19 protein-coding genes, 1 pseudogene and 1 riboswitch are annotated in these 22,358 nt (G+C 61.1%); of the genes and pseudogenes, 12 read left to right on the top strand and 8 right to left on the bottom strand.

The genetic code is table 11. The features are described from left to right. Positions 1-18: 18 nt before the first annotated feature. Positions 19-612 carry a phosphoheptose isomerase gene (locus HX817_RS11545; RefSeq protein WP_003216190.1) on the top strand — a complete coding sequence of 198 codons (594 nt, stop codon included), beginning with the start codon at positions 19-21 and terminating at the stop codon, positions 610-612. Further along, the gene (locus HX817_RS11540; RefSeq protein ID WP_003216188.1) at positions 609-1,190 is read left to right on the top strand and encodes a BON domain-containing protein; all 582 of its coding nucleotides are present in this window, start codon (positions 609-611) and stop codon (positions 1,188-1,190) included. Before HX817_RS11545 ends, HX817_RS11540 begins: the two co-directional genes overlap by 4 nt. 67 nt (positions 1,191-1,257) lie before the next feature. Here HX817_RS11540 and HX817_RS11535 read toward each other — a convergent pair whose 3' ends face one another. Next, on the bottom strand, positions 1,258-2,028 hold the full coding sequence (locus HX817_RS11535; protein WP_032899265.1) for an OmpA family protein: 771 nt from the start codon (positions 2,026-2,028) through the stop codon (positions 1,258-1,260). A 218-nt stretch (positions 2,029-2,246) separates the two neighbouring features. Next, positions 2,247-2,891 (bottom strand): MBL fold metallo-hydrolase, encoded by a 645-nt coding sequence (locus HX817_RS11530; RefSeq protein WP_177040264.1) that lies wholly within the window; start codon positions 2,889-2,891, stop codon positions 2,247-2,249. A 179-nt stretch (positions 2,892-3,070) separates the two neighbouring features. Here HX817_RS11530 and HX817_RS11525 point away from each other — a divergent pair, with 179 nt between their 5' ends. Genes HX817_RS11525 through HX817_RS11505 form a run of 5 tightly spaced genes read left to right on the top strand, consistent with a single transcriptional unit; the run spans position 3,071 to position 6,884 of the window. Then, on the top strand, positions 3,071-3,667 hold the full coding sequence (locus HX817_RS11525) for a paraquat-inducible protein A (protein ID WP_003216183.1): 597 nt from the start codon (positions 3,071-3,073) through the stop codon (positions 3,665-3,667). Further along, on the top strand, positions 3,664-4,308 hold the full coding sequence (locus HX817_RS11520) for a paraquat-inducible protein A (RefSeq protein ID WP_003216181.1): 645 nt from the start codon (positions 3,664-3,666) through the stop codon (positions 4,306-4,308). Before HX817_RS11525 ends, HX817_RS11520 begins: the two co-directional genes overlap by 4 nt. Then, on the top strand, positions 4,289-5,944 hold the full coding sequence (locus HX817_RS11515) for an intermembrane transport protein PqiB (protein WP_177040263.1): 1,656 nt from the start codon (positions 4,289-4,291) through the stop codon (positions 5,942-5,944). The genes HX817_RS11520 and HX817_RS11515 overlap by 20 nt, the downstream gene beginning before the upstream one ends. Before the next feature lie 17 nt (positions 5,945-5,961). Then, on the top strand, positions 5,962-6,516 hold the full coding sequence (locus HX817_RS11510; RefSeq protein ID WP_008434246.1) for a membrane integrity-associated transporter subunit PqiC: 555 nt from the start codon (positions 5,962-5,964) through the stop codon (positions 6,514-6,516). Positions 6,517-6,539: 23 nt separating this feature from the next. Next, a complete protein-coding gene (locus tag HX817_RS11505) occupies positions 6,540-6,884 on the top strand; it encodes a hypothetical protein (RefSeq protein ID WP_003216175.1) in 345 nt (114 codons plus the stop codon). A gap of 9 nt (positions 6,885-6,893) precedes the next feature. On the opposite strand, the gene HX817_RS11500 is transcribed toward HX817_RS11505, so the two are convergent. From HX817_RS11500 to HX817_RS11480, 5 genes are all read right to left on the bottom strand, one after another. Next, a complete protein-coding gene (locus HX817_RS11500) occupies positions 6,894-9,623 on the bottom strand; it encodes a LuxR C-terminal-related transcriptional regulator (protein WP_177040262.1) in 2,730 nt (909 codons plus the stop codon). A 309-nt stretch (positions 9,624-9,932) separates the two neighbouring features. After that, entirely contained in the window at positions 9,933-11,297 is a 1,365-nt protein-coding gene (locus HX817_RS11495; protein ID WP_003216172.1) for a DUF1329 domain-containing protein, read from the bottom strand. A gap of 43 nt (positions 11,298-11,340) precedes the next feature. Next, entirely contained in the window at positions 11,341-13,203 is a 1,863-nt protein-coding gene (locus HX817_RS11490) for a DUF1302 domain-containing protein (protein WP_003216171.1), read from the bottom strand. A 330-nt stretch (positions 13,204-13,533) separates the two neighbouring features. Continuing rightward, positions 13,534-15,216 (bottom strand): fatty acid--CoA ligase, encoded by a 1,683-nt coding sequence (locus HX817_RS11485; RefSeq protein WP_003216170.1) that lies wholly within the window; start codon positions 15,214-15,216, stop codon positions 13,534-13,536. 131 nt (positions 15,217-15,347) lie between these two features. Then, a complete protein-coding gene (locus HX817_RS11480; RefSeq protein WP_003216169.1) occupies positions 15,348-15,980 on the bottom strand; it encodes a LysE family translocator in 633 nt (210 codons plus the stop codon). Between the two features lie 84 nt (positions 15,981-16,064). Here HX817_RS11480 and HX817_RS11475 point away from each other — a divergent pair, with 84 nt between their 5' ends. The 3 genes from HX817_RS11475 (at position 16,065) to HX817_RS11465 (ending at position 18,903) form a co-directional block, all read left to right on the top strand. Next, positions 16,065-17,030, top strand: a complete 966-nt coding sequence (locus tag HX817_RS11475; RefSeq protein WP_003216168.1) for a 2-hydroxyacid dehydrogenase — start codon at positions 16,065-16,067, stop codon at positions 17,028-17,030. A 30-nt stretch (positions 17,031-17,060) separates the two neighbouring features. Further along, complete coding sequence (locus HX817_RS11470; protein ID WP_177040261.1) at positions 17,061-18,059, top strand: class I SAM-dependent methyltransferase; 999 nt, start codon at positions 17,061-17,063, stop codon at positions 18,057-18,059. Positions 18,060-18,110: 51 nt separating this feature from the next. Next, positions 18,111-18,230: riboswitch (yybP-ykoY riboswitch) on the top strand. An 88-nt stretch (positions 18,231-18,318) separates the two neighbouring features. After that, the gene (locus HX817_RS11465; protein ID WP_003216166.1) at positions 18,319-18,903 is read left to right on the top strand and encodes a TMEM165/GDT1 family protein; all 585 of its coding nucleotides are present in this window, start codon (positions 18,319-18,321) and stop codon (positions 18,901-18,903) included. Between the two features lie 160 nt (positions 18,904-19,063). On the opposite strand, the gene HX817_RS11460 is transcribed toward HX817_RS11465, so the two are convergent. Continuing rightward, on the bottom strand, positions 19,064-19,882 hold the full coding sequence (locus HX817_RS11460; RefSeq protein ID WP_003216165.1) for a M48 family metallopeptidase: 819 nt from the start codon (positions 19,880-19,882) through the stop codon (positions 19,064-19,066). 252 nt (positions 19,883-20,134) lie between these two features. Here HX817_RS11460 and HX817_RS31605 point away from each other — a divergent pair. After that, positions 20,135-21,415 (top strand): annotated as a pseudogene (locus HX817_RS31605) (HAMP domain-containing protein); the annotation flags it as partial. 15 nt (positions 21,416-21,430) lie between these two features. After that, positions 21,431-22,273, top strand: a complete 843-nt coding sequence (locus HX817_RS31600; RefSeq protein ID WP_371317775.1) for a methyl-accepting chemotaxis protein — start codon at positions 21,431-21,433, stop codon at positions 22,271-22,273. Positions 22,274-22,358 lie beyond the last annotated feature (85 nt).

Here is a 22,358-nt window from a genome sequence, read left to right as displayed (position 1 = left end):
CTACTTAAGGTCACACAGATGGACATGCAATCCCGAATTCGCCAGCTTTTCCAGGCCAGTATCGATACCAAGCAACAGGCGATGGACGTACTTGCACCGCACATCGAGCAAGCCAGTCAGGTCATGGTCAACGCCTTGCTCAACGAAGGCAAAATGCTTTCGTGCGGCAACGGCGGTTCGGCCGGCGATGCCCAGCATTTCTCCTCCGAGCTGCTCAACCGCTTCGAGCGTGAGCGCCCGAGCCTGCCGGCCATCGCCCTGACCACCGACACCTCGACGATCACCTCGATCGCCAACGACTACAGCTACAACGAAATCTTCTCCAAACAGATCCGCGCCCTTGGCCAGCCGGGGGACGTCCTGCTGGCGATCTCCACCAGCGGTAACTCGGCGAATATTATTCAAGCGATCCAGGCCGCACATGATCGTGAAATGATTGTCGTAGCATTGACCGGACGCGACGGCGGCGGCATGGCCTCGCTGCTGTTACCCGAAGACGTGGAAATCCGCGTCCCGGCCAATGTCACCGCACGTATCCAGGAAGTCCACCTGCTGGCGATCCACTGCCTGTGCGATCTGATCGACAGCCAACTGTTCGGGAGTGAAGAATGACCGTTAAACGCCTTAGCCTATTGGCAATCACGCTGTGCCTAGGCATCAGCGGCTGCAGCTCGGTAATCGAAGCGAGCCGCGACACGCCCATCCAGGACGATAAAGGCACCCGCACTTTCGGCAGCAAAATCGATGACTCACTGATCGAGACCAAGGTTTCCGTCAACGTGTCCAAGGCCGCTCCAGACCTGGGCAACGGCGCGTCGCGCATCGTGGTCGTCAGCTTCAACGGCGTGGTGCTGCTCACCGGCCAAACCCCGCGCGCCGACTTGAAGGCCCAGGCTGAACAAGCTGCCGCCACTGTGCAGCGGGTCAAGAAGGTTCACAACGAACTGCAGGTGATGGACCCGATCACCCTGCTGGCAATCAGCAACGACGCCCTGCTGACCACCAAGATCAAGACCCAGATGCTGACCGACAGCGCCATTCCCGGCTCTCGGATCAAGATCGTCACCGACAACGGCATCGTCTACATGATGGGCCTGCTGACCCAGGCAGAAGCCACCCGCGCCGCCAACCTGGTACAAAGTGTGTCCGGCGTACAGAAGATCGTGAAGCTGTTCGAATACATCGACTGATTTATCGTCAGCCACAAAAAAGGGCGCCATGCATGGATTGCACGGCGCCCTTTTTATTGACTACAGGTTACTGGTACTGCTGGTACGGGTTGCCCTGGAACTGGTTGTTCTGCTGCGGCGCCTGTTGCTGCTGGGCGGCAGGCTGACCGTACTGCTGGCCCGGGATCGGGCCCAGGTTGACCTCCACACGACGGTTCTGGGCACGGCCATTGACATCGGCGTTGCTGGCGATCGGGTTATCCGGGCCGGCACCGCGGGCACTCAGGTTGGTCGGGCTGACACCTTGGGAGGTCAGGTAATTGGCCACGCTCTGCGCACGACGCTGGGACAGGTCCATGTTGAGCTGACGGCTGCCGGTGCTGTCGGTGTAGCCAACGATCTGGATGGTGTTCTGGTTGAACTGCTTCAGCGAGTTCGCCAGGTTGTTCAGCGGCGTGTAGAAGCTGCTGGAGATCGCATCCGAGTTGGTGGCGAAGGTGATGTTACCCGGCATGATCAGCTTGATCTGGTCGCCCTGGCGCTGCACTTCGACACCGGTGTTGGCCATGCTGGCGCGCAGTTTCTTTTCCTGCTGGTCGGCGTAGTAGCCGTAGCCCGCACCACCGATACCGGCGACGGCAGCGCCGATCAGCGCACCCTTGCCGCGGTTGTTGTGGTCGATGGCTGCACCCGCCAACGCACCGGCCAGGGCGCCCAGGCCACCATACTTGGCGGTGTTGCTCACACCGGAAGAGCCACCACCCTGTGCCTGGCTGCCGTCATAAGGATTAGGTGAAGCGCAGCCCGACAACAGGGCTACGGCAGTAGCAACAACAAGCAGACGACGAGAAGTGAACATGAAGGAAGCTCCTACTTTTGCATTCGGTGATGCAGAGGACATTGGCATTGGACCTGTGCCGAGCTTGGAACACGACAAACGGTAAAAATTCCATCTCCACACAAGCCCGGCCACACTCAAACCCTAGCAGAGACTTCCTGAACGGTGATTGTCATTTTCTCTATATGTTTCGTCTGATAGTTGCCACTTGGTATCCGAAAAACTACCCACATTGTGCTTCACGCGCGGACAAACGGATTCTCACGCATTTCATCTCCCAGGCGCGTGTCCGGACCGTGCCCTGTCACCACCACCGCCGCCTCATCCAGGGTGTAGAGCCGTTGCTTGATCGAGCGCACGATGGTCGCCTGGTCACCGCCCCACAAATCCGTACGGCCCACGCCGCGCCGAAACAGGGTGTCGCCGGCAATCAGCAACTTCGCATCGGCGAACCAGAAACTCATCGAGCCGGGTGTGTGTCCAGGTGTATGCAAGGCAACCCCGCAACCACAGGCCAGCTCTTCTTCATCCTCCAGCCAACGATCCGGCGACGGCACTGGCGTGTAAGGAACGCGGAACATCTGGCACTGCATTTCCAGGTTGTCCCACAGAAACTGGTCGTCCTTGTGCAAGTGCAGGGTAGCGCCGGTTTTTTCCTTCAACTGCCCGGAGGCCAGGAAGTGATCAAGATGGGCGTGGGTGTGAATAATGCTGACCACTTTCAGGCCCAGCGCATCGAGGCGCGCCAGGATCAGCTCATGGTTGCCGCCCGGGTCGACGACGATGGCTTTTTTGGTGACGGGGTCGCCGATGATCGTGCAGTTGCACTGCAACGGGCCTACCGGGAACGTTTCGCGGATCAGCGCGGGAGACTGAATATTCATGGGTATTCCTGCAAATTCAAAGGCACACTCTTTTGTACTGCATTCCGGCGCACAGTATGTTCGACCCTGCACCCGATCCGAAAGCGCTCGCGAGCGCACGGCTGTCAAACCCGGCAACTGCTAAGCTACTCTGGCGCCAGTCATACAACGCGCAACGTATAGCGCATGGAGTGGGACTTATGGCGACCCTCAGCCCATTGATCATCTGCGAACACTGCGATTGCGTGTACGAAAAAGTCACGCTCGCCAAACATCAGAAGACCCTTTGCACCCGCTGCGCAGGCGTACTCCAGCGTTATAACGGGCTATCGGTGGAACAACGCCTGGCCCTGACCCTGACCGCCACCGTGCTGTGGATTTTCGCCAACTTCTACCCGGTGATGAGCATCAGCCTGCAAGGCCTGAAAAGCAGCGCCACGTTATGGGATTCGGTGGTCGCACTGGCCCAGGGCCCGATCACCTTCATCGCGCTGGTGGCGGCGATTTCCATCATCATCGCGCCGGTGTTCCAGTTGCTGCTGTTGATCTGGGTGCTGGGCTTTGCGATGAAGGGCCAACGCTCGCCGGCGTTCAAGCTGTGCATGCGCTGGCTCGAAGCGCTTCGGCCCTGGAGCATGCTCGAAGTCTGCCTGCTGGGCGCCATGGTGGCGGTGTTCAAACTCGCCGGCATGCTGGATGTGTTGCCCGGCACCGGCCTGTTTGCCCTGGCCGCCCTCAGCCTGTTGCTGATCCGCATTGCCGGGCGTGATATTCGCGACCTGTGGGACATTTTATGAGCCGTCCACCGACCGCCAGCGAACTGAACCTGTGCCTGTGCCACAGCTGCGGCCAGGCTTGCGACGTCAGCACCGCGCCCGACGAATGCGAGCGTTGCGGCGCGCCGCTGCACCGGCGCAAGGTCCATTCGCTGACCCGTACCTGGGCCTATATGCTGACGGCGCTGGCGTTTTACGTGCCCGCCAACTTACTGCCGGTGATGAACACCTCGATGCTCGGCTCGGGCGCCGACAGCACCATCATGAGCGGCGTGCTGGAGTTCTGGCAGCACGGCGCCTGGGACATCGCCCTGATCATTTTCATCGCCAGCATCGCGGTGCCGGGTATCAAGTTCGTCGCATTGACGTTGCTGCTGGTCACCGTGCAGCGCAATAACCAGTGGGCGCGCAAGGAGCGCTCGAAGCTGTTTCGCTTCGTCGAAGTGATTGGCTACTGGTCGATGCTGGATGTGATCGTGGTGGCCTTGGTGGCCGCCCTGGTGCGGTTCCAGGCCCTGGGCACCATCGAGCCGCGCCTGGGCATTCTGTTCTTTGGCCTGGTGGTGGTTTTCACCATGCTCTCGGCAATGAGTTTCGACCCGCGCCTGATCTGGGAAAACCCACATAACGAGGAGATGCCGGATGGCGTCGCAAACCACTGAAAAACCGCAGCCTGCGGGCTCGCCTGCGATCAAGACGCGGCGCTTCAGCGTCTCGCTGGTGTGGATCGTGCCGATTGTCGCGGTGCTGGTGGGCATTTCGCTGGTGGTGCACAGCATCCTTCAGCAGGGGCCGAGCATTACCATTACCTTCAAGACCGGCAGCGGCCTGACCGCCAACAAGACCGACGTGAAATACCGCAACGTGGTGATCGGCCAGGTGACTGACGTGGAGTTGAGCGACGATCAGAAAAGCGTCAACGCCACGATCAAACTGTCCAAACAGGCTGAAAGCTTCACCCGTGAAGACTCGCAGTTCTGGGTGGTGCGCCCACGTATCGGCGCCGGCGGCGTTTCCGGTATCGACACGCTGCTCTCAGGGGATTATATCGGCGCCGATATCGGCCAGTCCGATACCCGCGCCAACCGGTTCACCGGCCTGGAAAACCCGCCGCCCATTACCTATGGCGAACCGGGCAAGCGCTTCACGCTGCACACCCAGGACCTGGGTTCGCTGGATATCGGCTCCCCCGTGTACTACCGCAAGATTCCCGTTGGCCAGGTGGTGGCCTATGCCCTGGACGCTGACGGCAAGGGCGTGAACATCGACGTGTTCGTGCATGCACCCAATGACGCCTACGTCACCGAGAACACCCGGTTCTGGAACGCCAGCGGGATTGATGTGAGTGTCGGCGCCAACGGGTTTGCGCTGAAAACCGAATCCTTGTCGTCCATGCTGGTGGGCGGCATCGCCTTCCTCGCCCCGCCCTACAGCCCCAACGACAAGCCGGCCGACGAAGAACACTCCTATGAACTGTTCGCCGACCAGCAAACCGCGCTGGCCCCGCCCAATGGCAAGGCGCAATACCTGAACCTGCGGTTCGACCAGGCCTTGCGCGGGCTTACGGTGGGTGCGCCAGTGGAATTCCTGGGTATCGAATTCGGCAAAGTGGTGTCGATCAACCTGGATTTCGACGAGAAAAAACGCAGCTTCCCGGTCAACGTCGGCATCGTGATCTACCCGCAGCGTCTCGGCGAAGCCAACACCAAAATGCTCACGGTCTTGAAGCATGACCCCAACGACGAAGCCGGCGGTGTGCGCCTGATAGGCAGCTTCATCGAACACGGCCTGCGCGCCCAGGCCCGCAGCGGCAACCTGCTCACTGGCCAGCTGTATATCGCCCTGGACTTCTTCCCCAAGGCCGACAAAGTCGTGTTTGACCCGAACCTGCGCCCCGTCAGTATTCCGACGATCCCCGGCAACCTGGAACAATTGCAGGAAAAACTCGAAGGCATCGTCAACAAGATCAACCAGCTGCCGATCGAGCGAATTGCCGGCAACCTCGACGGCAGCCTGGTGGAACTGCGCAAGGGTCTCGGCCAGTTCAACGCCAAGACACTGCCGGGGGTGCAAAACACGCTGGCCGACGTGAGTAAAACCCTGCAATCCGCCAGTTCGACCCTGGCCGAGGATTCGCCGCAACGGGAACAGTTGACCCAGACCCTGGACGAACTGAGCCGCATGTCGCGCTCCCTGCGAGAGCTGTCGGACTACCTGGCACGCCATCCCGAATCGCTGATTCGCGGTCGCCCCGACAACGCCGCGCCCTCCGACCTGCAAGGGCCACCGCGCAAATGACCACAGGAGCAACCACCATGGCTTTGCCGCTGAAGATCACGCTGCTCACCGGGTTGCTGCTGCTGACGGCGTGCCGCAGTGAGCCCATTCAATTTCATACCCTGACGCCGGTGCAGCGCAGCAATGCGTCATTGGCCGCGGGGGGCGAGATCCGGATTGAAAGCATCACGGTCCCGCCACAGGTCGACCGGCCACAGATTGTCATCCGCCAGGGTGACAGCGGCGTGGCCATTCTCGAGACGCAATGGTGGGCTGCCAGCCTGGTGGATGAGTTGCGCAGCGCGCTGGTGGATCAACTCGCCAGCAGCCGGAAAAACCTGGCGGTGCGCATTGAGGTCCAGCGCTTTGACTCGATCCCCGGGCAGTACGCCCTGCTCGACGTCAAATGGCGGCTTCGCCAGACGGGCACGGACGAACGCACGCCGCTGACGTGTCGCACGGTGGTGCAGTCGCCATCCGGCCCGACCATTGATGACCTGGTGATCGCGCAGCAAAACAACGTCAAGCGGTTTGCCGCGCTGCTCAGCCAGGCCGCCGACAAGTCATCGAGTGAGTGCCCCGCCGTGCGGTAAACATTGATCCGGGGGATCGAGCCATGCGCACATTCTGGAAGTGGTATCAGCAACTGCTGGAGAATGACTTCAGCACCCAGGTCTTCGACAATGTGAAGAACCTGCTGGTATGCGCGCTGTTGTTTGCTGCGGGCACCAACGCACTGGCCGGGAAACATGAGCTGTTCCTCGGCATCCTGGCGTCAAGCGTGGCCGGGTGGGGCTTGATCGTGGTCTCAAGCTTGCTGATGGTGCTGAATGTGAGCGATGGCATCCGCCGGCTCGCCAAGCTGCGTTATCACCTGGTCCTTCAGCTGCTGCTTATCCTGATCTATGTACTGGTGGCAGCCCGCGTGGTGGAAATCGTCTGGGGCTTTCGATCCCATTGATCCAGGTTTCTACCCCAGCAATCCCATCTCCTGCGCCCGCGCCACCGCCTGTGTGCGCCGCTCCACCCCGAGCTTGCTGTTGATATGGCTGGCGTGGGTTTTCACGGTGTGCAGGGAGATAAACAGCTGATTGCTGATCTCCTGGTTTGAACAACCCTGTGCGATCAGGTGCAGCACCGCCAGTTCACGGGTGCTCAGGGTCTCCAGTGTGTGTGGGGTTTCAACTACTGCAACATCCGGCAAGAGTGCCAGCAGACCCTGGTTCAACAGTCCATGGGGATCCCGGGAAAGCTGCTCCCGCGTCCACTCGGGATAGCGTTCCAACAGGCGCTGGAAAGGTTGCATCGCGCCACCGGCAGCCGCTTCAAGCGCGCGGGCAAACACCGGGCGGGCCTGGGCTTCCTGGCCACCGTCCAGCAGTAACAGTGCCTGCTGGGTCAGCGCCATCAGGCTGATCATCTGCCGGCCGCTGTTATGGGCCTGGCGTGCCAGTTCATCGAGCCGTTGCAGTGAAGCCGCCGGCTGATGACGGATGGCGTCGAGTGCCGCCTGTTGCAACTCGATATGTTGCGGCAGGTGCGGGTGGAACTCCGGTGCGGCAGCGGCCTGCTCACCGTTGTAGGTTTGCCCCAGCCGCGTCAGCCAGGCATCGGCCAGGTCGGTGCGGCCCTGAGCCAGCCAAAGCTCGCATTTGACCAGGGTGATCATCGCCAGATAGAAAATCGGCGGCACGTCCCAGATATGCATCAAGCGCTCGGCCTCGGCCAGTTCGGCAAAGGCCACGGAGAAGTCGCCACGGCGACCTTCGAAGCTGGCGATCACACAGTGGCCGATCAACACGCTGATATCCCGACAGGCTCGCGCCTCCGTCAATCCGGCACGCAGCCGAGCGAGCCCGGCTTCAGGCTGGCAGCGCATCAGCAGCAAATAGCCTTCGTACAACGCCAGGCGCGCGCGCACTGCGTACAGGCGTTGCGGCGCCAGGCCTTGCAAACGTTGCAGGCCCTGGCGCACTTCATCCAGCGACCGCAGGATCTCGCCACGGGCCTGCAGTACGCGCGCTCGGTCGTAATGGGCCAGCGCTTCAAACAATGGATTGCCGACCCGCTGCGCCAACTCCAGGGATTCGCGGTTCAGGCCGCGGGCGCGCCACAGGTCGGCGTCGACAATGGCCAGGTTGGACAGGGTCGACAGGCACATCAACCGCTGGCCATAGCGTTTGTGCGGCAGGCTTTCCAGGGCCTCGCTGCAATACGATTGGGTCAGCTCACGATCACCACGGCCCCGGGCAATAATCCCGCTGAGGGCCAGCCATTGCGCCAGCATCGACTTTTGCGCGGTGGCCGACGGGGCCGGTAAAAAACGGCTGAGGTGGCTGGCCAGTTCCTGCGCCGCATCCAGCTGGCAGGCCAGGCCCAACGCCCAGCTGTAGAGCACGATCAGGCGTGGCGTACTCATCAGCAAACTGTCGGGCAAGTCCATTTTCCAGCGCAGCAGCATGCCGACATTCTGCTCCGCCAGCAGTTGCTCTTCGGACAGGTTCTGCACCAGGTTTGCCGCCACATCCAGGTGGCCCGCACGCAGCGCCTGCTCCACTGCCTCGTCGATCAAGCCCTGGGCATTGAACCAGCGGCAGGCCCGCAGGTGCAGGCTGGCTGCCGGCAACACGGCATTGCTCGCGCGCCGGGTGCGCAGCAGGTCGGAAAACAGATGGTGATAACGGTACCAATGGCCCTGCTCGTCCAGCGGCACCAGGAATACCTGGTGGGCTTGCAGGTAGCGCAGGATTTCCGTGCTGTCGTGGGCCTCGCGCACGGCGTCGCACAGCTCGCTGCAAAAGCGCTCCTGGGACGCGGTGTCGTAGAGGAACGCCTGGACTTCCGAGGGCAGGCAGTCGATGACTTCTTCGAGCAGGTAATCGCGGATCAGCCCTTCCCCGCCGTGCAAACCCTGGGGCAGCGTACCTTCGCTGCCGGCCTCGGAAGCCGCCAGCAGCCAGAAACGCAGGCCGGCCACCCAGCCTTCGCTGCGCCGGATCAGGTTATCCAGGGCTTCACCACGCAATGAACTGCTGTGGCGATCCAGCAGGGCCAGGGATTCGCCGTGAGTCAGGCGCAGGTCCTGCTCGTGCAGTTCCAGCAAATGCCGGGACAGGCGCAGTCGGGCCAGGTGCCAGTCGGGACGCTGGCGGCTGGTGACCAGCACCAGCAGGCCGTCGGGCAGATGATTGAGGAAAAATTGCAGGCAGCGGTCGAGTACCGGGCCCTGGGCCAGATGGTAGTCATCCAGCACCAGCAACAGCGGCGCCTGGGTCGACAGGTGCACCGTCAGCTCATCCAGCAGGCCGTCGAGCCATTCTTCAAAGGCGAAGGGTTGGTGACGCTGGCGCATTTTCAGCAGGCCCAGGGATTGGGCGCCCAACTGCGGGAAGTATTGCTGCAAGCCGTCGAGCAGGCGTTCAAGGAAACGTCCCGGGTCATTATCGCGAGGACTGAGCCCCAGCCACAGGCTTTGCCAGTGGGCCGGCAGGCTCTGGCAGAACTCCACCGCCAGCGAACTCTTGCCGAACCCGGCCGGGGCGCTGACCAGCAACAGACGCCCGGCCAACCCTTCACTCAGCCGTTCGCACAGGCGCGGTCGCAACACATAGCCGTCAGGCAGTGGGGGTCGATAGAAGCGCCCTTCCAGGGTCGGAATCACCGCGCTGGCAGGCCCTTGAATTCGGGACAGATCAGTCATCGCCGGGCTCTTGTAGAAGGCTGTTGTCGGCATTGCAGATGTCCGCAGACTAGCGGTAAAAGCGGCAGCTTTGTAGATCTTTGCAACATTTGTCTGAAAAAGACTACAACAAAAAATATCCGGACTTCTTCTGTAACGACCGACACTCTGTGGCGAGGGAGCTTGCTCCCGCTGGAGTGCGCAGCGCTCCCGTTTTTGGGGCTGCTACGCATCCCTGCGGGAGCAAGCTCCCTCGCCACCGTGGTCGCGCAAAAAAAAGCCCCGAACCAGTCGGGGCTTCTTCGAGGATGCGGCCTCGTTTACAGCAAGTTAGCGAACACCATCCTGGCGCAGAGCCGCCGGGGTGAAGTCGCTGGTGGTGGCGGTGAAACCGAAGTCATAGGCCTGTTTCTCTTCGTTCTTCATGCCCAGGGCCAGGTAGCGGCCGGACTGCAGGTCGTAGAGGGTTTCGAGGGCGTACCACGGCACTTGCTTGTCGTAGTAGTTCTCGGCATGGGCTTCCGCCACGCGCCACAGCTGGCCACGACCGTCGTAGTGGTCGATGACCGCGGCTTGCCAAGTGTCTTCGTCGATGAAGAAGTCACGCTTGGCGTAGATATGGCGCTGGCCTTCCTTCAGGGTTGCAACCACATGCCACACGCGGCGCAGCTCGTAGCGCGCCAGGTCCTGGTTGATGTGGCCGGCCTTGATGATGTCGACATACTTGAGCTTCGGATCGTCAAGCTTGTAGCTGTTTTCGGCGATGTAGAGCTCTTTCTTGCCTTCCAGTTTCCAGTCGTAGCGGTCCGGTGCACCGTTGAACATGTCGAGGTTGTCGGAGGTACGCAGGCCGTCGGCGGCGGTACCCGGGCCGTCATACGACACTTGCGGTGCCCGGCGCACACGACGCTGGCCGGCGTTGTAGACCCACGCCGAACGCGGCTCTTTCACCTGGTCGAGGGTTTCGTGCACCAGCAGCACACCACCGGCCAGACGTGCCGGCGCAGTCACTTGCTGCTTGAAGTAGAACAGGATGTTGCCCGGGTTTTTCGGGTCGTAGTCCTTCATCTTGTCGCGGAACACGAACTGATCACGGAAATACACCAGGCTGAAGGAGCCGTTGGTTTGCGGCGTGGCCTGGGTCACCAGGCGGGTCACGCTGCCGCCGCGATAGCGGGTGATGTGGTTCCAGATCACTTCAACGCCGCTTTTCGGAATCGGGAACGGTACGGCGGTTTCAAAGTTTTCCAGGCCGTTGCCGCCGGACACCAGGTTGGTGCTGGTGGCGTTTTTCTTGATGGCGGCGAACACATCAGCTGGCACCGTGGCGCCGCGATGGGTCGGGTAGACCGGCATCTTGAAGGTGTCGGGGTAGCGCTTGAACATCGCGTACTGCCCCGGCGCCAGCTTGTCCTTGTACTGCTCGACGTTCTGCGCGGTGATGGTGAATTGCGGTTGTTCGTTGGCGTATGGGTTGGCGAGGAAGCCACGGGCATCCACGGCACCGGCGTTGGTGGGCAGCGGCGACCATTTAGGGATGGTGCCGGCCGCGTTACCGGCCATTTCAGCGCCCATCGGGGTCAGGGTCGTGCCGAGCTTGGCGGCTTCATCCGCCGAGACCGCCGCCATGACGCTACCCGCCATGATCGACAGCCCCAGCACACCCACCTGCAACAGATTTTTAGTTATTTTCATGTTCTGGTTCTTCCTTAAAACATACTGCTTAAAGAGAGTGTGCTTAGAAGTTCACGCCAACGCTCAAGGCGACAAAGTCGCGGTCGTCCACGGTGCTGTAGTCGCCACCAAAGAAGTTGGTGTAGGCCAGGCTCGCGGTGTAAGTGTTCTGGTACTCGGCGTCCAGCCCGAGGCTGATCGCCTTGCGGCCTTCCTCGAAGTTACCGCCAGGGCCAGGCGAGTAACCCTTAACGTCATGGGACCAGGCCACGTTGGGTTTGAGGTTGACGCCGGCAAACACATCCGGATATTCCCAGATCGCACGGCCACGGTAGCCCCACGAAGTTGCAGTAGTGAAGCCGTCGTTGTTGCAACTGGTGTTCAGGCCGTTGGCATTGGGAAGGCCAGCACCTTGGGCGGTAGAGTTGTTCAATGCCGCACACGCGCCGTTAGGCAGGGTACCCGGGCCAAACACCGGATCACGGCCATAGCGAACCTTGGACTTGCTCTCCAACCCGCCGACATAGGTCATACCGACTTCGCCCACCAGCGTCAGGCGGCTGGCGCCCATGACCTGGTCAAAGAAGTGGGTGAACGTGGTTTGGAGTTGAGTGATTTCCTTACGGCGATAACCATGCAAATCCTGGCCTGGTACACCGCTTAACAACGAAGCATCCTTGAGCACCGGGAAGCCCAGAGGGCGAACGCCGGCAAACAGGATGTCGGTGGAGTTCAACTGCACAGGCGCGTTGGGCCGGTAGCTCAACTCGCCGCTCCATGCCGTGCCGGTAGGCAACGTGGTGGAGAAACTCAAGCCAAAGAGGTGGATGTCTTCCGGATACTCAACGAAGTATTGCGAGTTGCCCGCCACCACCAGTGCAGCTGCCTGACCCAAAGGCCTGGCTCTGTCGTAGACCGACTGAGGCGCGCCAGTTGCACTGAAAATCGGCGCACGGCTGTGGTAGTTCATGTAGTAGGCGCCGAACTCGGTGTCCAGCGGCTCAAAGTTGTAGTGCATTGCGACGCCGTATTGGCCGCCGTCACGTGCGTTACGGTTCGGACCGCGGCGCACCAGGACGCCCTCGTCATTAACGTCGACGCCCAAGGCGGCCAAGCTCGGCAAAGCGGCCGGGTTGATCGTGGAACGCTTGTTCAACACCCGCAAATTATCGTTACAGCCGGTGGTAATGATGTCGGGCTGCGAGAAAAACGTGCCGCAGTTATCGGTCACGGTCTTGTCCCAACCGATCTGATAGAAGCCTTCAGCCGACAGGTTGTCGGTCAGCGTTTGCGACACGTAGAACATGTTGACCGGAATCAGGCCCTCCTTGATCTCGGCCCCCGGACGACGGAATGCAGCCACGTCGATCGGGTTGATGGCGTTGATACCGCCACCAATGAACGTGCTCTCACCCCAGCTCACTACCTGCTTGCCCAACCGTACGGAACCCGGTTCATCACCAATCGAGTAGTTGTGGTAGACGAAGGCGTCGAGAATCTGCCCGCCGGAAGATCGGGCGCCTGTTGGGCGGTTGTTGTCGCTGATGTTCTTGAAATCGAGGTCGTCGTCTTTAAGCTTGAAGTCATACCAGTACTTGCCCCGGACAAACACGCCGGTGTCGCCGTATTTCAACTCAAGGTCATGAATGCCTTTGAAGATCTTCGAGAAGGAATCACCCTTGTCGAAGTTCAGGTGACCGTCATCCGAGGTTTGCGACAACCCCCTGCCACCGTTGTTGGCACCGATCAGGTCTTTATTGCGACCCGCCGTCGACCAACTGGCCCCGACCGACAGGGACGAGTCAAAGCTGCCTTCGATTTCACCGATGTTGAAACTGACGCCGAATGCGGGCCCGGCGAGCGTAGAGGCGAGGCTGACGGCCAAAGGCAGTTTTGCCCGGCGCCAGAACTGGTGTGCTGAGATCATCGACGCTACTCCATGTGCATTATTGTTATGGCAGTGAGTCGTTTCTAAGGGCTTGTAACGGCCGGAATACAACGATTCCAATGCCGGGCGAACAGATGAACCCGCCAGGTTCACAGCACCGCACCTTGAAAAACTCTGGGATGGACTATAGCCAGCAGGGGGTAGCGCTTGATCCCTCTAAAGTGTGATTTGCATCACCAACCCGTCTGCCACAACCCTTTCGCCATGCCGGCGATAGCCAGCGCGGCAAGGATGGCTGAAAATTGGCAAATCACAAGTGAAGGCTTGGACTAGAGCGCTGCCGTGCCCGCGAGGGCACGGCAAGCAGCGTCAGAGAGTGGAAAGGAAGGTGCTGTTGTTGGCCTGCCATTCAATGATGTCGACACGGATACGTTTTTTGTCGAGCTTGCCGACGCTGGTCTTGGGAATTTCCGTAACAACGGCGATTTGGCTTGGAATCGCCCACTTGCTCAGGTGGCCCAATTCCACAAACGGCTTGAGATGTTCCTTCAGCTCTTTGGCCCCTATCACATGGCCATCACGCACCACCAGCAACGCAAACGGGCGCTCGCCCCACTGCGGGTCGGCAATCCCCACCACCGCTACTTCGCGTACCGCCGGGTGACGGCTGACCAGGTCTTCCAGCGCCAGGGAGGAGATCCACTCGCCGCCGGTCTTGATCACGTCCTTGATGCGGTCGCGGATATCGATCACGCCGAAGGCATCGAGGGTGGCCACATCGCCGGTGTGCATCCAGCCGCCGGCCCACAGCTCGGCGCCCTTCTGCGGCTCGTTGAAATAGCCTTCGCTGAGCCATGGCGCGCGCAGCACCAGCTCGCCCTGGGATTCACCGTCGGCGGGCAGGAAGTTGCCCTCGCCATCGATGATCGCCGCTTCCACCAATGGGCCGGGCACGCCGGCCTTGATGCGGTAGGTGGTGCGTTCGTCTTCGGTGCCGGCCATCAGTTCTTCATTGAGATGGGCGCAGGACACCAGCGGCCCGGTCTCGGACATGCCGTACGCCGCTGTCAGTTGGATCCCGCGGGCCTTGGAGGCTTCATACAGTGAGCGATTGAGGGCGCTGCCACCGATGACGATTTTCCAGCCGCCGAAATCCACGCCCTGGCCGGCCTTGGCGTTGAGCACCATTTGCAGGATGGTCGGCACACAATGGGAGAACGTGACCTTCTCCTTGCGCCACAGCTCCACCAGGTATTCGGGGTCGTAGCGGCCTGGATAAACCTGCTTCAGGCCGAGCATGGTCGCCACATACGGCAGGCCCCAGGCGTGCACGTGGAACATCGGAGTGATCGGCATGTAGACGTCGTTGGTGCCCAACAGCCGCACGCTGTCGACGCTGCCCATGATGGTCGCCACGCCCATGGTGTGCAGCACCAGTTGGCGGTGGGTGAAGTACACGCCCTTGGGATTGCCCGTGGTGCCGGTGGTGTAGAAGGTGGTGGCGACGGAGTTTTCGTCGAAATCCTCGAAGTCGTAGCGGGGGCTCGCCGCCGCGAGCAATGTTTCGTACTCACCCACGAGGTTGGGCAGCTCGGCGGTTTTGTCCGCGCCATCGGTGAGCAGCAGGGTTTTGTCGACGGTGGTGAGGTGGCCGGCGATGGCCTGGTAGAGCCCCACGAACTCGCTGTTGACCAGCACAAAGCGGTCCTCGGCGTGGTTCATGGTGTACAGAATCTGTTCCGGGGACAGGCGCACGTTGATGGTGTGGATTACCGCACCAATCATCGGAATGGCAAACATGCATTCCAGGTAGCGATGGCTGTCCCAGTCCATCACGGCCACGGTGTCACCGGCCTTGACCCCGGCCTCGGTCAGCACATTGGCCAGGCGGGCGACGCGCTCGATCAGCGTCGGATAGGTGTAGCGCAACTGGTCGCGGTAGACGATTTCCCGGGTCTTCTCGTAGCGTGTCCCGGACATCAACAGGCGTTTGATCAACAGCGGGTATTGGTAGGCGCCTTCGGCGGGCGGGATAACACGAGTCTGCAACATACGAATCCCTTATCTGACTGCACGGTCTTGGCTGAAACATCTGCACTTTAGAGCGCTTATGTTTCAGCCAAATCAGCCAAAGGAATGATTTGCAGAACCCAATGAATGCTAGCTTTGAGCCAGCATCCGGCTTATTTCATGCTGGTAAAGGCCAGCTTCACACCGATGGCAATCAGCACCGCGCCCATGGTGCGGTCGAACCAGTGGCCCATGCGTGCAAAACCGGCGCGTACGCGTTGCTGGCTGAACAGCATGGCCACCAGGCAAAACCAGATCGCGGTCGCCACGGCCAGGTACACGCCGTAACCGGCCTGGACCGCCAACGGCGTGTGGGGATTGATCACCACGGTGAACAGCGACAGGAAGAACAGCGTGGCCTTGGGGTTCAAGCCATTGGTGACAAAACCCGAGGTAAACGCACCACGGGCGGTGCGCTCGCCCGCTTCCAGGTGCAGGTCTTCTTCACTGGCAGGCTTGGCCGGCTGGGCGCGCAGGGCCTTGAAGCCGATGTACAGCAGGTAAGCCGCCGCCGCCCATTTCAGCGCATTGAACAGCACGATGGACTGGGACACGATCAAGCCGATGCCCAGCAGCGAATACCCCACGTGCAGGAAAATCGCCGAACCGACGCCCAACGCCGTCCAGGTGCCGGCCCGTCGGCCATGGGTCACGCTTTCACGTACCACCACGGCGAAATCCGGGCCAGGGCTGGCCACCGCCAACAGGTGAATCAGTGCCACGGTCAAGAACTCGGTGAGGTACATGCACACTCCAGGAAGTAACTGATTATTTCATCTGATAGGCTCGGCAGATTACGCCTTCGAATCCCGCCGCAAAAGGTACAGTTGATGACGAACAATCGCCGCGCCGTCTTCCTTGATCACCCTTCCCTGGACCTCGGGGACCTGGACCTCAGCGGGTTGCAGGCACTCTTCAGCGAACTGAGCCTGCACCAGCAGACCACACCCGAAAACATTATCGAACGCCTGCAAGGCGCGCAGGTGGCCATCAGCAACAAGATCGCGCTGAATGCCGAGACCCTGGCGGCCTGCCCCGAGCTGAAGCTGATCCTGGTGACCGCCACCGGCACCAACAACGTCGACCTCGCCGCCGCCCGCGCCCACGGCGTTACCGTGAGCAATTGCCAGGGTTACGGCACGCCATCGGTGGCGCAGCATACGATCATGCTGCTGCTGAACCTGGCGACGCGCCTGAACGACTATCAACGGGATGTGCAGGCGGGGCACTGGCAACAAGCCAAGCAGTTCTGCCTGCTGGACTACCCGATCGTCGAACTGGAAGGCAAAACCCTCGGGCTGCTGGGCCATGGTGAATTGGGCGGTGCCGTTGCGCGCCTGGCTGAAGCCTTTGGCATGCGCGTGATCCTGGGTGCGATTCCAGGCCGCCCGGCCCGCGCCGATCGCGTGCCGCTGGATGAGTTGCTGGCGCAGGTCGACGCGCTGACCCTGCACTGCCCGCTCAACGAACACACCCGCGACTTTATCGGTGCCCGTGAACTCGCCTTGCTCAAGCCCGGCGCGTTTATCGTCAACACCGCCCGTGGTGGCTTGATCAACGAACAGGCCTTGGCCGATGCCTTGCGCAGTGGGCACCTGGGCGGCGCGGCGACCGATGTATTGAGCGTGGAACCGCCGGTGAACGGCAACCCGCTGCTGGCTGGCGATATCCCGCGGTTGATCGTTACGCCACACAATGCATGGGGCAGTCGCGAAGCGCGGCAGCGGATCGTCGGCCAATTGATCGAAAACGCTCAGGGCTTTTTCAGCGGCGCCCCGCTGCGTGTCGTCAGTTGATAAACTGCGCCCCTTTTCAAGGAGCAGACCATGGATCCGCGCAGTGAAGTACTGCTTCGCCAGGCCGAACTTTTTCAAGGCGACGTGCTGCTGGTGGGCTTGCCCGCCGACGACCTGCTGGGCCGCCTGCCCAATGCCCATGGCTGGAGCTGGCACGCCGGCGACCAGGCCGCACTGGACGCACGTTTTGTCGAGCGCAGCCAGTTCGGTGTGAACGTGCCCGAGCGTTCGTTCGAGACCGCGGTGGTGTTCCTGCCCAAGTCCAAGGACCTCACCGACTACCTGCTCAATGCCGTGGCGGCGCGTTTGCCCGGCAAGGAGTTGTACCTGGTGGGGGAGAAGAAAGGCGGCATCGAAAGCGCGGCCAAGCAACTGAACCCGTTCGGCAAACCGCGCAAGCTCGACAATGCGCGGCACTGCCAGTTGTGGCTGGTGACGGTGGCCAACGCCCCCGAGCCGGTAGAACTGGAGAGCCTGGCGCAGGTCTTCGAGGTGCCGCTGGCTGAGGGCCCGCTCAAGGTGGTGAGCCTGCCGGGCGTGTTCAGCCACGGTCGGCTGGATCGCGGTACCGCATTGCTGCTGGAGCATCTGGACAAGTTGCCGAGCGGTCACTTGCTGGATTTCGGTTGTGGCGCGGGTGTGCTCGGGGCAGCGGTCAAGCGTCGCTACCCGCATAACACGGTGACAATGCTCGACGTGGATGCCTTTGCCGCTGCCAGCAGTCGCCTGACATTGGCGGCCAATGGCCTGGAAGCCGAGGTGTTGACCGGTGATGGCATCGACGCTGCTCCGATGAATCTGAACGCGATTCTGAGCAACCCGCCGTTCCACGTCGGGGTGCACACCGATTATTTCGCCACCGAGAACCTGCTACGAAAAGCGGCCAAACATCTGGCAAAAGGCGGCGAACTTCGCTTGGTTGCGAACAGTTTCCTGAAGTATCAGCCGCTGATCGAAGAGCATCTTGGGGTGTGCGCAATCAAGGCAGAAGGTCAGGGTTTTCGCATTTACCGTGCCAAGCGCGGCTGAGATCTTTTTCCAAAAGAAGGCTTGCCGAATGGATTTTGCCTAGGCAGAATCCGCTCCGTCCTAGGGGAGTAGTCTCCCACGAGCGCCACGCTCGTCCGGCATACGTCAACATACTTGGTCAACAGGCCATGGCGTATGCGACCCAGGAGTCCGCACAGACGGACCGGGGTTTGACAAGACCTATGACACGAACACCTTACCCGGGGCGGGAAGGCTGTACGTGTCATAGCCGTGTCGACCCGCCCCTGGAACTTACCTGATGCTGGATTCTCTGCTCGTCCCTACCGCAATCGTTGCCTTGGCCGAAATTGGCGACAAGACGCAACTGCTCGCGCTCATTCTCGCTGCACGCTTTCGCAAACCCTGGCCGATCATCGCCGGCATCGTCGCCGCGACCCTGGCCAACCATGCGGCCGCCGGTGCCGTGGGGGCCTGGTTCGGGAGTTTCTTCTCGGATGCGGTGCTGCACTGGATACTCGCGGCGAGCTTCTGCGCCACGGCGCTGTGGACCCTGGTGCCCGACAAGCTCGACGATGACGAAGCCAGCACTTCCCGCAAGTTCGGGCCCTTCCTGACCACGCTGATCGCATTCTTCCTCGCGGAAATCGGCGACAAGACCCAGATCGCTACCGTGATGCTCGCGGCGCAATACCCGGAACTGTGGCTGGTGATTATCGGCACCACCCTGGGCATGTTGATTGCCAACGTGCCGGTGGTGCTGGCGGGTAATTTTGCCGCGGACAAATTGCCGCTGACGCTGATTCGTCGACTGGCGGCTACGGCATTCTTCATCCTGGCCATTGTTGCGGTGTACAAGGCCATGCAGAGCAGTGGCTGGATCTAAACGCAACCCCCTATGAGGGCTGGGCTTTGGTGGGAGCTGGCTTGCCTGCGATAGCATCACCTCGGTGCAACTGACACACCAAGGTGCCTGCATCGCGGGCAAGCCCGACTCCCACACAAGCCGCGCCCCCAAATTCAGATTTGCATTTCAGCCTTATAAATCAGGATTTTTTCGCCTGCTGATACAACGGCATCACCTTCGGAATCGCCGCCTGCAACGAGGCGATCCGGCTGTCGGAGGCAGGGTGGGTGCTCATGAATTCAGGTGGCGAGCCTTCCGAAGCCTTGGCCATTTTGTTCCACAGGGTAATCGCCGCGTTCGGGTTGTAACCGGCACGCGCCGACAACTCCAGGCCGATCAGGTCCGCTTCGTTTTCATTGCTGCGGCTGTTGGGCAAGGTCATGCCGTAGTTGGCCACGGTATCGGCCAGCGCCAGGCTGTCCTGACCGAGGCCGAACAAGGCACCGGCCCCCTGCTTCGCCATTTCGATACCGTAGGCCTTGGACATGGCTTCGCGGCCGTGTTCACGCAAGGCGTGGGCAATTTCATGGCCCATCACGGCGGCGAGTTCGTCGTCGGTCAACTTGAGATTGTCGATCAGCGCGCTGTAGACAAAGATCTTGCCGCCAGGCCCGCAGTTGGCGTTCATCTCGTCACTTTTGATCAGGTTCACTTCCCACTTCCACTGCGCCGCATCCGGGCGGAAGGTGGGCGCCTGGGCGATCAGGCGGTTGGCAATCGCCTGCACGCGCTTGGCGTTGGCGCTGGTCTTGTCCACCAGGCCCTTGCCGCTGGCTTCACCCAGGGTCTGCTGGTAGGACTGCGCATACATCTGGTCGACTTCCTGGCTCGACAACATGCTGAACATGTACTGCTTGCGCTCAACCCCCACGGCGCCGCCGCTGGTGGTGTTGACCGACTGACAACCGGCGAGCAACAAAGCCGCGCCCAACGCACATACCGCCACTGTCTTTTTCATCAACCTGCTCCCTGAAAACATGGCGCGTATCGTAGTCGGCCAATTGTATCGACGCCAGATACAACAGACGTATAGCCACCTGATTTCAGATACATCCCACACTGCCGCAAAAAATTCACAAACGCTGGCAACCATTCCATTTACGACATTCGCCCATCCGGCACAGCCATTTTGAGGTAATGGCCCTCATGTCTCCCCCGCCCGCGGCCGATATACACAAGCAGCCAATCTCCCCCTGCGTTCGGAGCCGTCATGAAGTTCAAGTCGATTCAATTTTCTGTCGCGGCACTGGCCGGGGCCATTGTCCTGAGCGTGGTGGCGGTGTTGGTGCTGTATGCCTTGTTCGCCGGGGCGCGCACCCAGGAGATGGTGCAGGAACGCACCCAGGGCCAATTCGAACAAATCATCGAGCAGCGCCTGACCGCCCTGGCGCAAACCCAGGCGACGCTGATCCAGCGCGAACTCGAAGCGCCGCTGGTGACGGCCAAGGGCCTGGCCACCGCCAACGCCCTGATGGGCATGAAAGACGCCAACGGCAACCCGCAACTGGCGGTCTCCCGCGAACAGCTGATCAACCTGATCCACGAAACCGTGGTGCGTAACCCGAAGATTCTTGGCGCCTATATAGGCTGGGAAGCCAACGCCATCGACCACAACGATGCTGCCTACGTGAACAGCCAGGTGGTCGGCATCGAAACCAACGGCCGCTTCCTGCCGTGGTGGTTCCGTAATGCCGACGGCAGCCTGGGCCTGGACAAACTGGCTGACGTGGCCGACCAGACCATCCTGTCCACCGGCGTGCGCGCCAGTGAGTACTACCTGTGCTCCAAGGAAAGCAAAAAGCCCTGCGCCATCGACCCGGCCCCCTACAAGGTGGGCAACGCAATGGTGATGCTCGCTTCGTTTATCGAACCGATCATGATCGACGGCACCTTCCAGGGCATCGTCGGTGCCGACCTGTCGGTGAACTTCATCCAGGAAATGCTCACCAAGGCTGATCAGAATTTGTACAACGGCGCCGGTGAACTGGCGCTGATCTCCAGCAACGGCCGCCTGGTGGCCTACACCAAGGACGCCAGCAAGCTGGGAGAAAAAGCCAGCGATCTGCTCGACAGCAACGAGTTGGCCAACCTCGGCCAGTTGAAGATCGGCGAAGTGCGTTACGACGTGGATAAGGAACACGGGCATATCGAGTTGTTCCTGCCGTTCAACATCGGCCAGACCGATGCCCGCTGGACCCTGTTGCTGCAACTGCCCTTGAGCGCGGTGATGGCGGACCTGCAGGCGATGCAACACGACCTCGACGCCCAGCGCAAAACCGATATTTTCGGCATGGCCGTGGCCGGTCTGCTGATCGCCGGCATTGGCTTGCTGGTGATCTGGCTGGTGGGCCACGGGATTGCCCGGCCGCTCAAGCAAATGGTGGCGATGCTCAATGACATCGCCCAGGGCGAAGGCGACCTGACCCGGCGCCTGACCAGTGATCGCGCCGACGAACTGGGGGCGATTGCCAGCGGCTTCAATACATTCCTGGCCAAGTTGCAGGGGATGATTACCCAGGTGGTGAGTTCGGTGCAGAAGGTCAGCGACTCCTCGGAGCACACCGCCGACATCGCGATTCGTACCAACCAGGGCGTGCACAAGCAAATGGTCGAGATCGACCAGGTGGCTACCGCCGTGCACGAGATGACCGCGACCGCACAGGACGTGGCGCGCAACGCCACCCAGGCCGCACAGGCCGCCAGCCACGCTGATCAAGCGGCGAGCCAGGGCATGCAGATTGTGCGCGACACCTCCACCTCCATCGGCGCCCTCGCCGAGGAAATCGGCAAGGCGGTCGGTGTGGTGCAGGCGCTGGCCAAGGACAGCGAGAACATCAATGCCATCCTTACGGCGATTCGCGGGATTGCCGAGCAGACCAACCTGCTGGCGCTCAACGCAGCAATTGAAGCCGCACGGGCCGGAGAACAGGGACGCGGGTTTGCGGTGGTGGCCGACGAGGTGCGCAACCTCGCGCAGAAGACCCAGAAGGCCACCGAAGAAATCCAGGCCATGATCCAGCAACTGCAGCAGGGCACCCGCGACGTGGTGCGAGTGATGGAAGACAGCCAGAACCGCACCGATGAAAGCGTGGAGCACGCGGCCAAGGCGGCTCAGGCGCTGGAGACCATTACCCGGGCGGTGTCGGTGATCAACGACATGAACACCCAGATCGCCAGCGCCGCCGAGGAACAGAGCGCGGTGGCCGAGGACATTAACCGCAACGTGATCAATATCGGACAGGTGGCCAATGAAGTGGCAGGCGGAGCGGATGAGTCGAGCGCGGCCAGCGCAGACCTGACCAAGCTGGCGGAACAGCAGCGGCGGTTGATCAATCAGTTCAAGGTTTGAGTCAAGCGGCGCCCTTTCGGGCGCCTTCGCGAGCAAGCCCGCTCCCACATTCGATCGCATTCCTTCAGTTGAAATGCAATCAAAT

The organism is Pseudomonas sp. C6002, from assembly GCF_013385805.1.
Classification (GTDB): domain Bacteria; phylum Pseudomonadota; class Gammaproteobacteria; order Pseudomonadales; family Pseudomonadaceae; genus Aquipseudomonas.
Note: the sequence above shows the minus strand (reverse complement) of the source record. Positions and strands in the feature narration are given on the sequence as shown.

Coding starts and splice junctions, on each gene's coding strand:
- HX817_RS11545 (WP_003216190.1), top strand. CDS start 19: ATGGACATGCAATCCCGAATTCGCCAGCTTTTCCAGGCCAGTATCGAT.
- HX817_RS11540 (WP_003216188.1), top strand. CDS start 609: ATGACCGTTAAACGCCTTAGCCTATTGGCAATCACGCTGTGCCTAGGC.
- HX817_RS11535 (WP_032899265.1), bottom strand. CDS start 2,028: ATGTTCACTTCTCGTCGTCTGCTTGTTGTTGCTACTGCCGTAGCCCTG.
- HX817_RS11530 (WP_177040264.1), bottom strand. CDS start 2,891: ATGAATATTCAGTCTCCCGCGCTGATCCGCGAAACGTTCCCGGTAGGC.
- HX817_RS11525 (WP_003216183.1), top strand. CDS start 3,071: ATGGCGACCCTCAGCCCATTGATCATCTGCGAACACTGCGATTGCGTG.
- HX817_RS11520 (WP_003216181.1), top strand. CDS start 3,664: ATGAGCCGTCCACCGACCGCCAGCGAACTGAACCTGTGCCTGTGCCAC.
- HX817_RS11515 (WP_177040263.1), top strand. CDS start 4,289: ATGGCGTCGCAAACCACTGAAAAACCGCAGCCTGCGGGCTCGCCTGCG.
- HX817_RS11510 (WP_008434246.1), top strand. CDS start 5,962: ATGGCTTTGCCGCTGAAGATCACGCTGCTCACCGGGTTGCTGCTGCTG.
- HX817_RS11505 (WP_003216175.1), top strand. CDS start 6,540: ATGCGCACATTCTGGAAGTGGTATCAGCAACTGCTGGAGAATGACTTC.
- HX817_RS11500 (WP_177040262.1), bottom strand. CDS start 9,623: ATGACTGATCTGTCCCGAATTCAAGGGCCTGCCAGCGCGGTGATTCCG.
- HX817_RS11495 (WP_003216172.1), bottom strand. CDS start 11,297: ATGAAAATAACTAAAAATCTGTTGCAGGTGGGTGTGCTGGGGCTGTCG.
- HX817_RS11490 (WP_003216171.1), bottom strand. CDS start 13,203: ATGATCTCAGCACACCAGTTCTGGCGCCGGGCAAAACTGCCTTTGGCC.
- HX817_RS11485 (WP_003216170.1), bottom strand. CDS start 15,216: ATGTTGCAGACTCGTGTTATCCCGCCCGCCGAAGGCGCCTACCAATAC.
- HX817_RS11480 (WP_003216169.1), bottom strand. CDS start 15,980: ATGTACCTCACCGAGTTCTTGACCGTGGCACTGATTCACCTGTTGGCG.
- HX817_RS11475 (WP_003216168.1), top strand. CDS start 16,065: ATGACGAACAATCGCCGCGCCGTCTTCCTTGATCACCCTTCCCTGGAC.
- HX817_RS11470 (WP_177040261.1), top strand. CDS start 17,061: ATGGATCCGCGCAGTGAAGTACTGCTTCGCCAGGCCGAACTTTTTCAA.
- HX817_RS11465 (WP_003216166.1), top strand. CDS start 18,319: ATGCTGGATTCTCTGCTCGTCCCTACCGCAATCGTTGCCTTGGCCGAA.
- HX817_RS11460 (WP_003216165.1), bottom strand. CDS start 19,882: ATGAAAAAGACAGTGGCGGTATGTGCGTTGGGCGCGGCTTTGTTGCTC.
- HX817_RS31600 (WP_371317775.1), top strand. CDS start 21,431: ATGATTACCCAGGTGGTGAGTTCGGTGCAGAAGGTCAGCGACTCCTCG.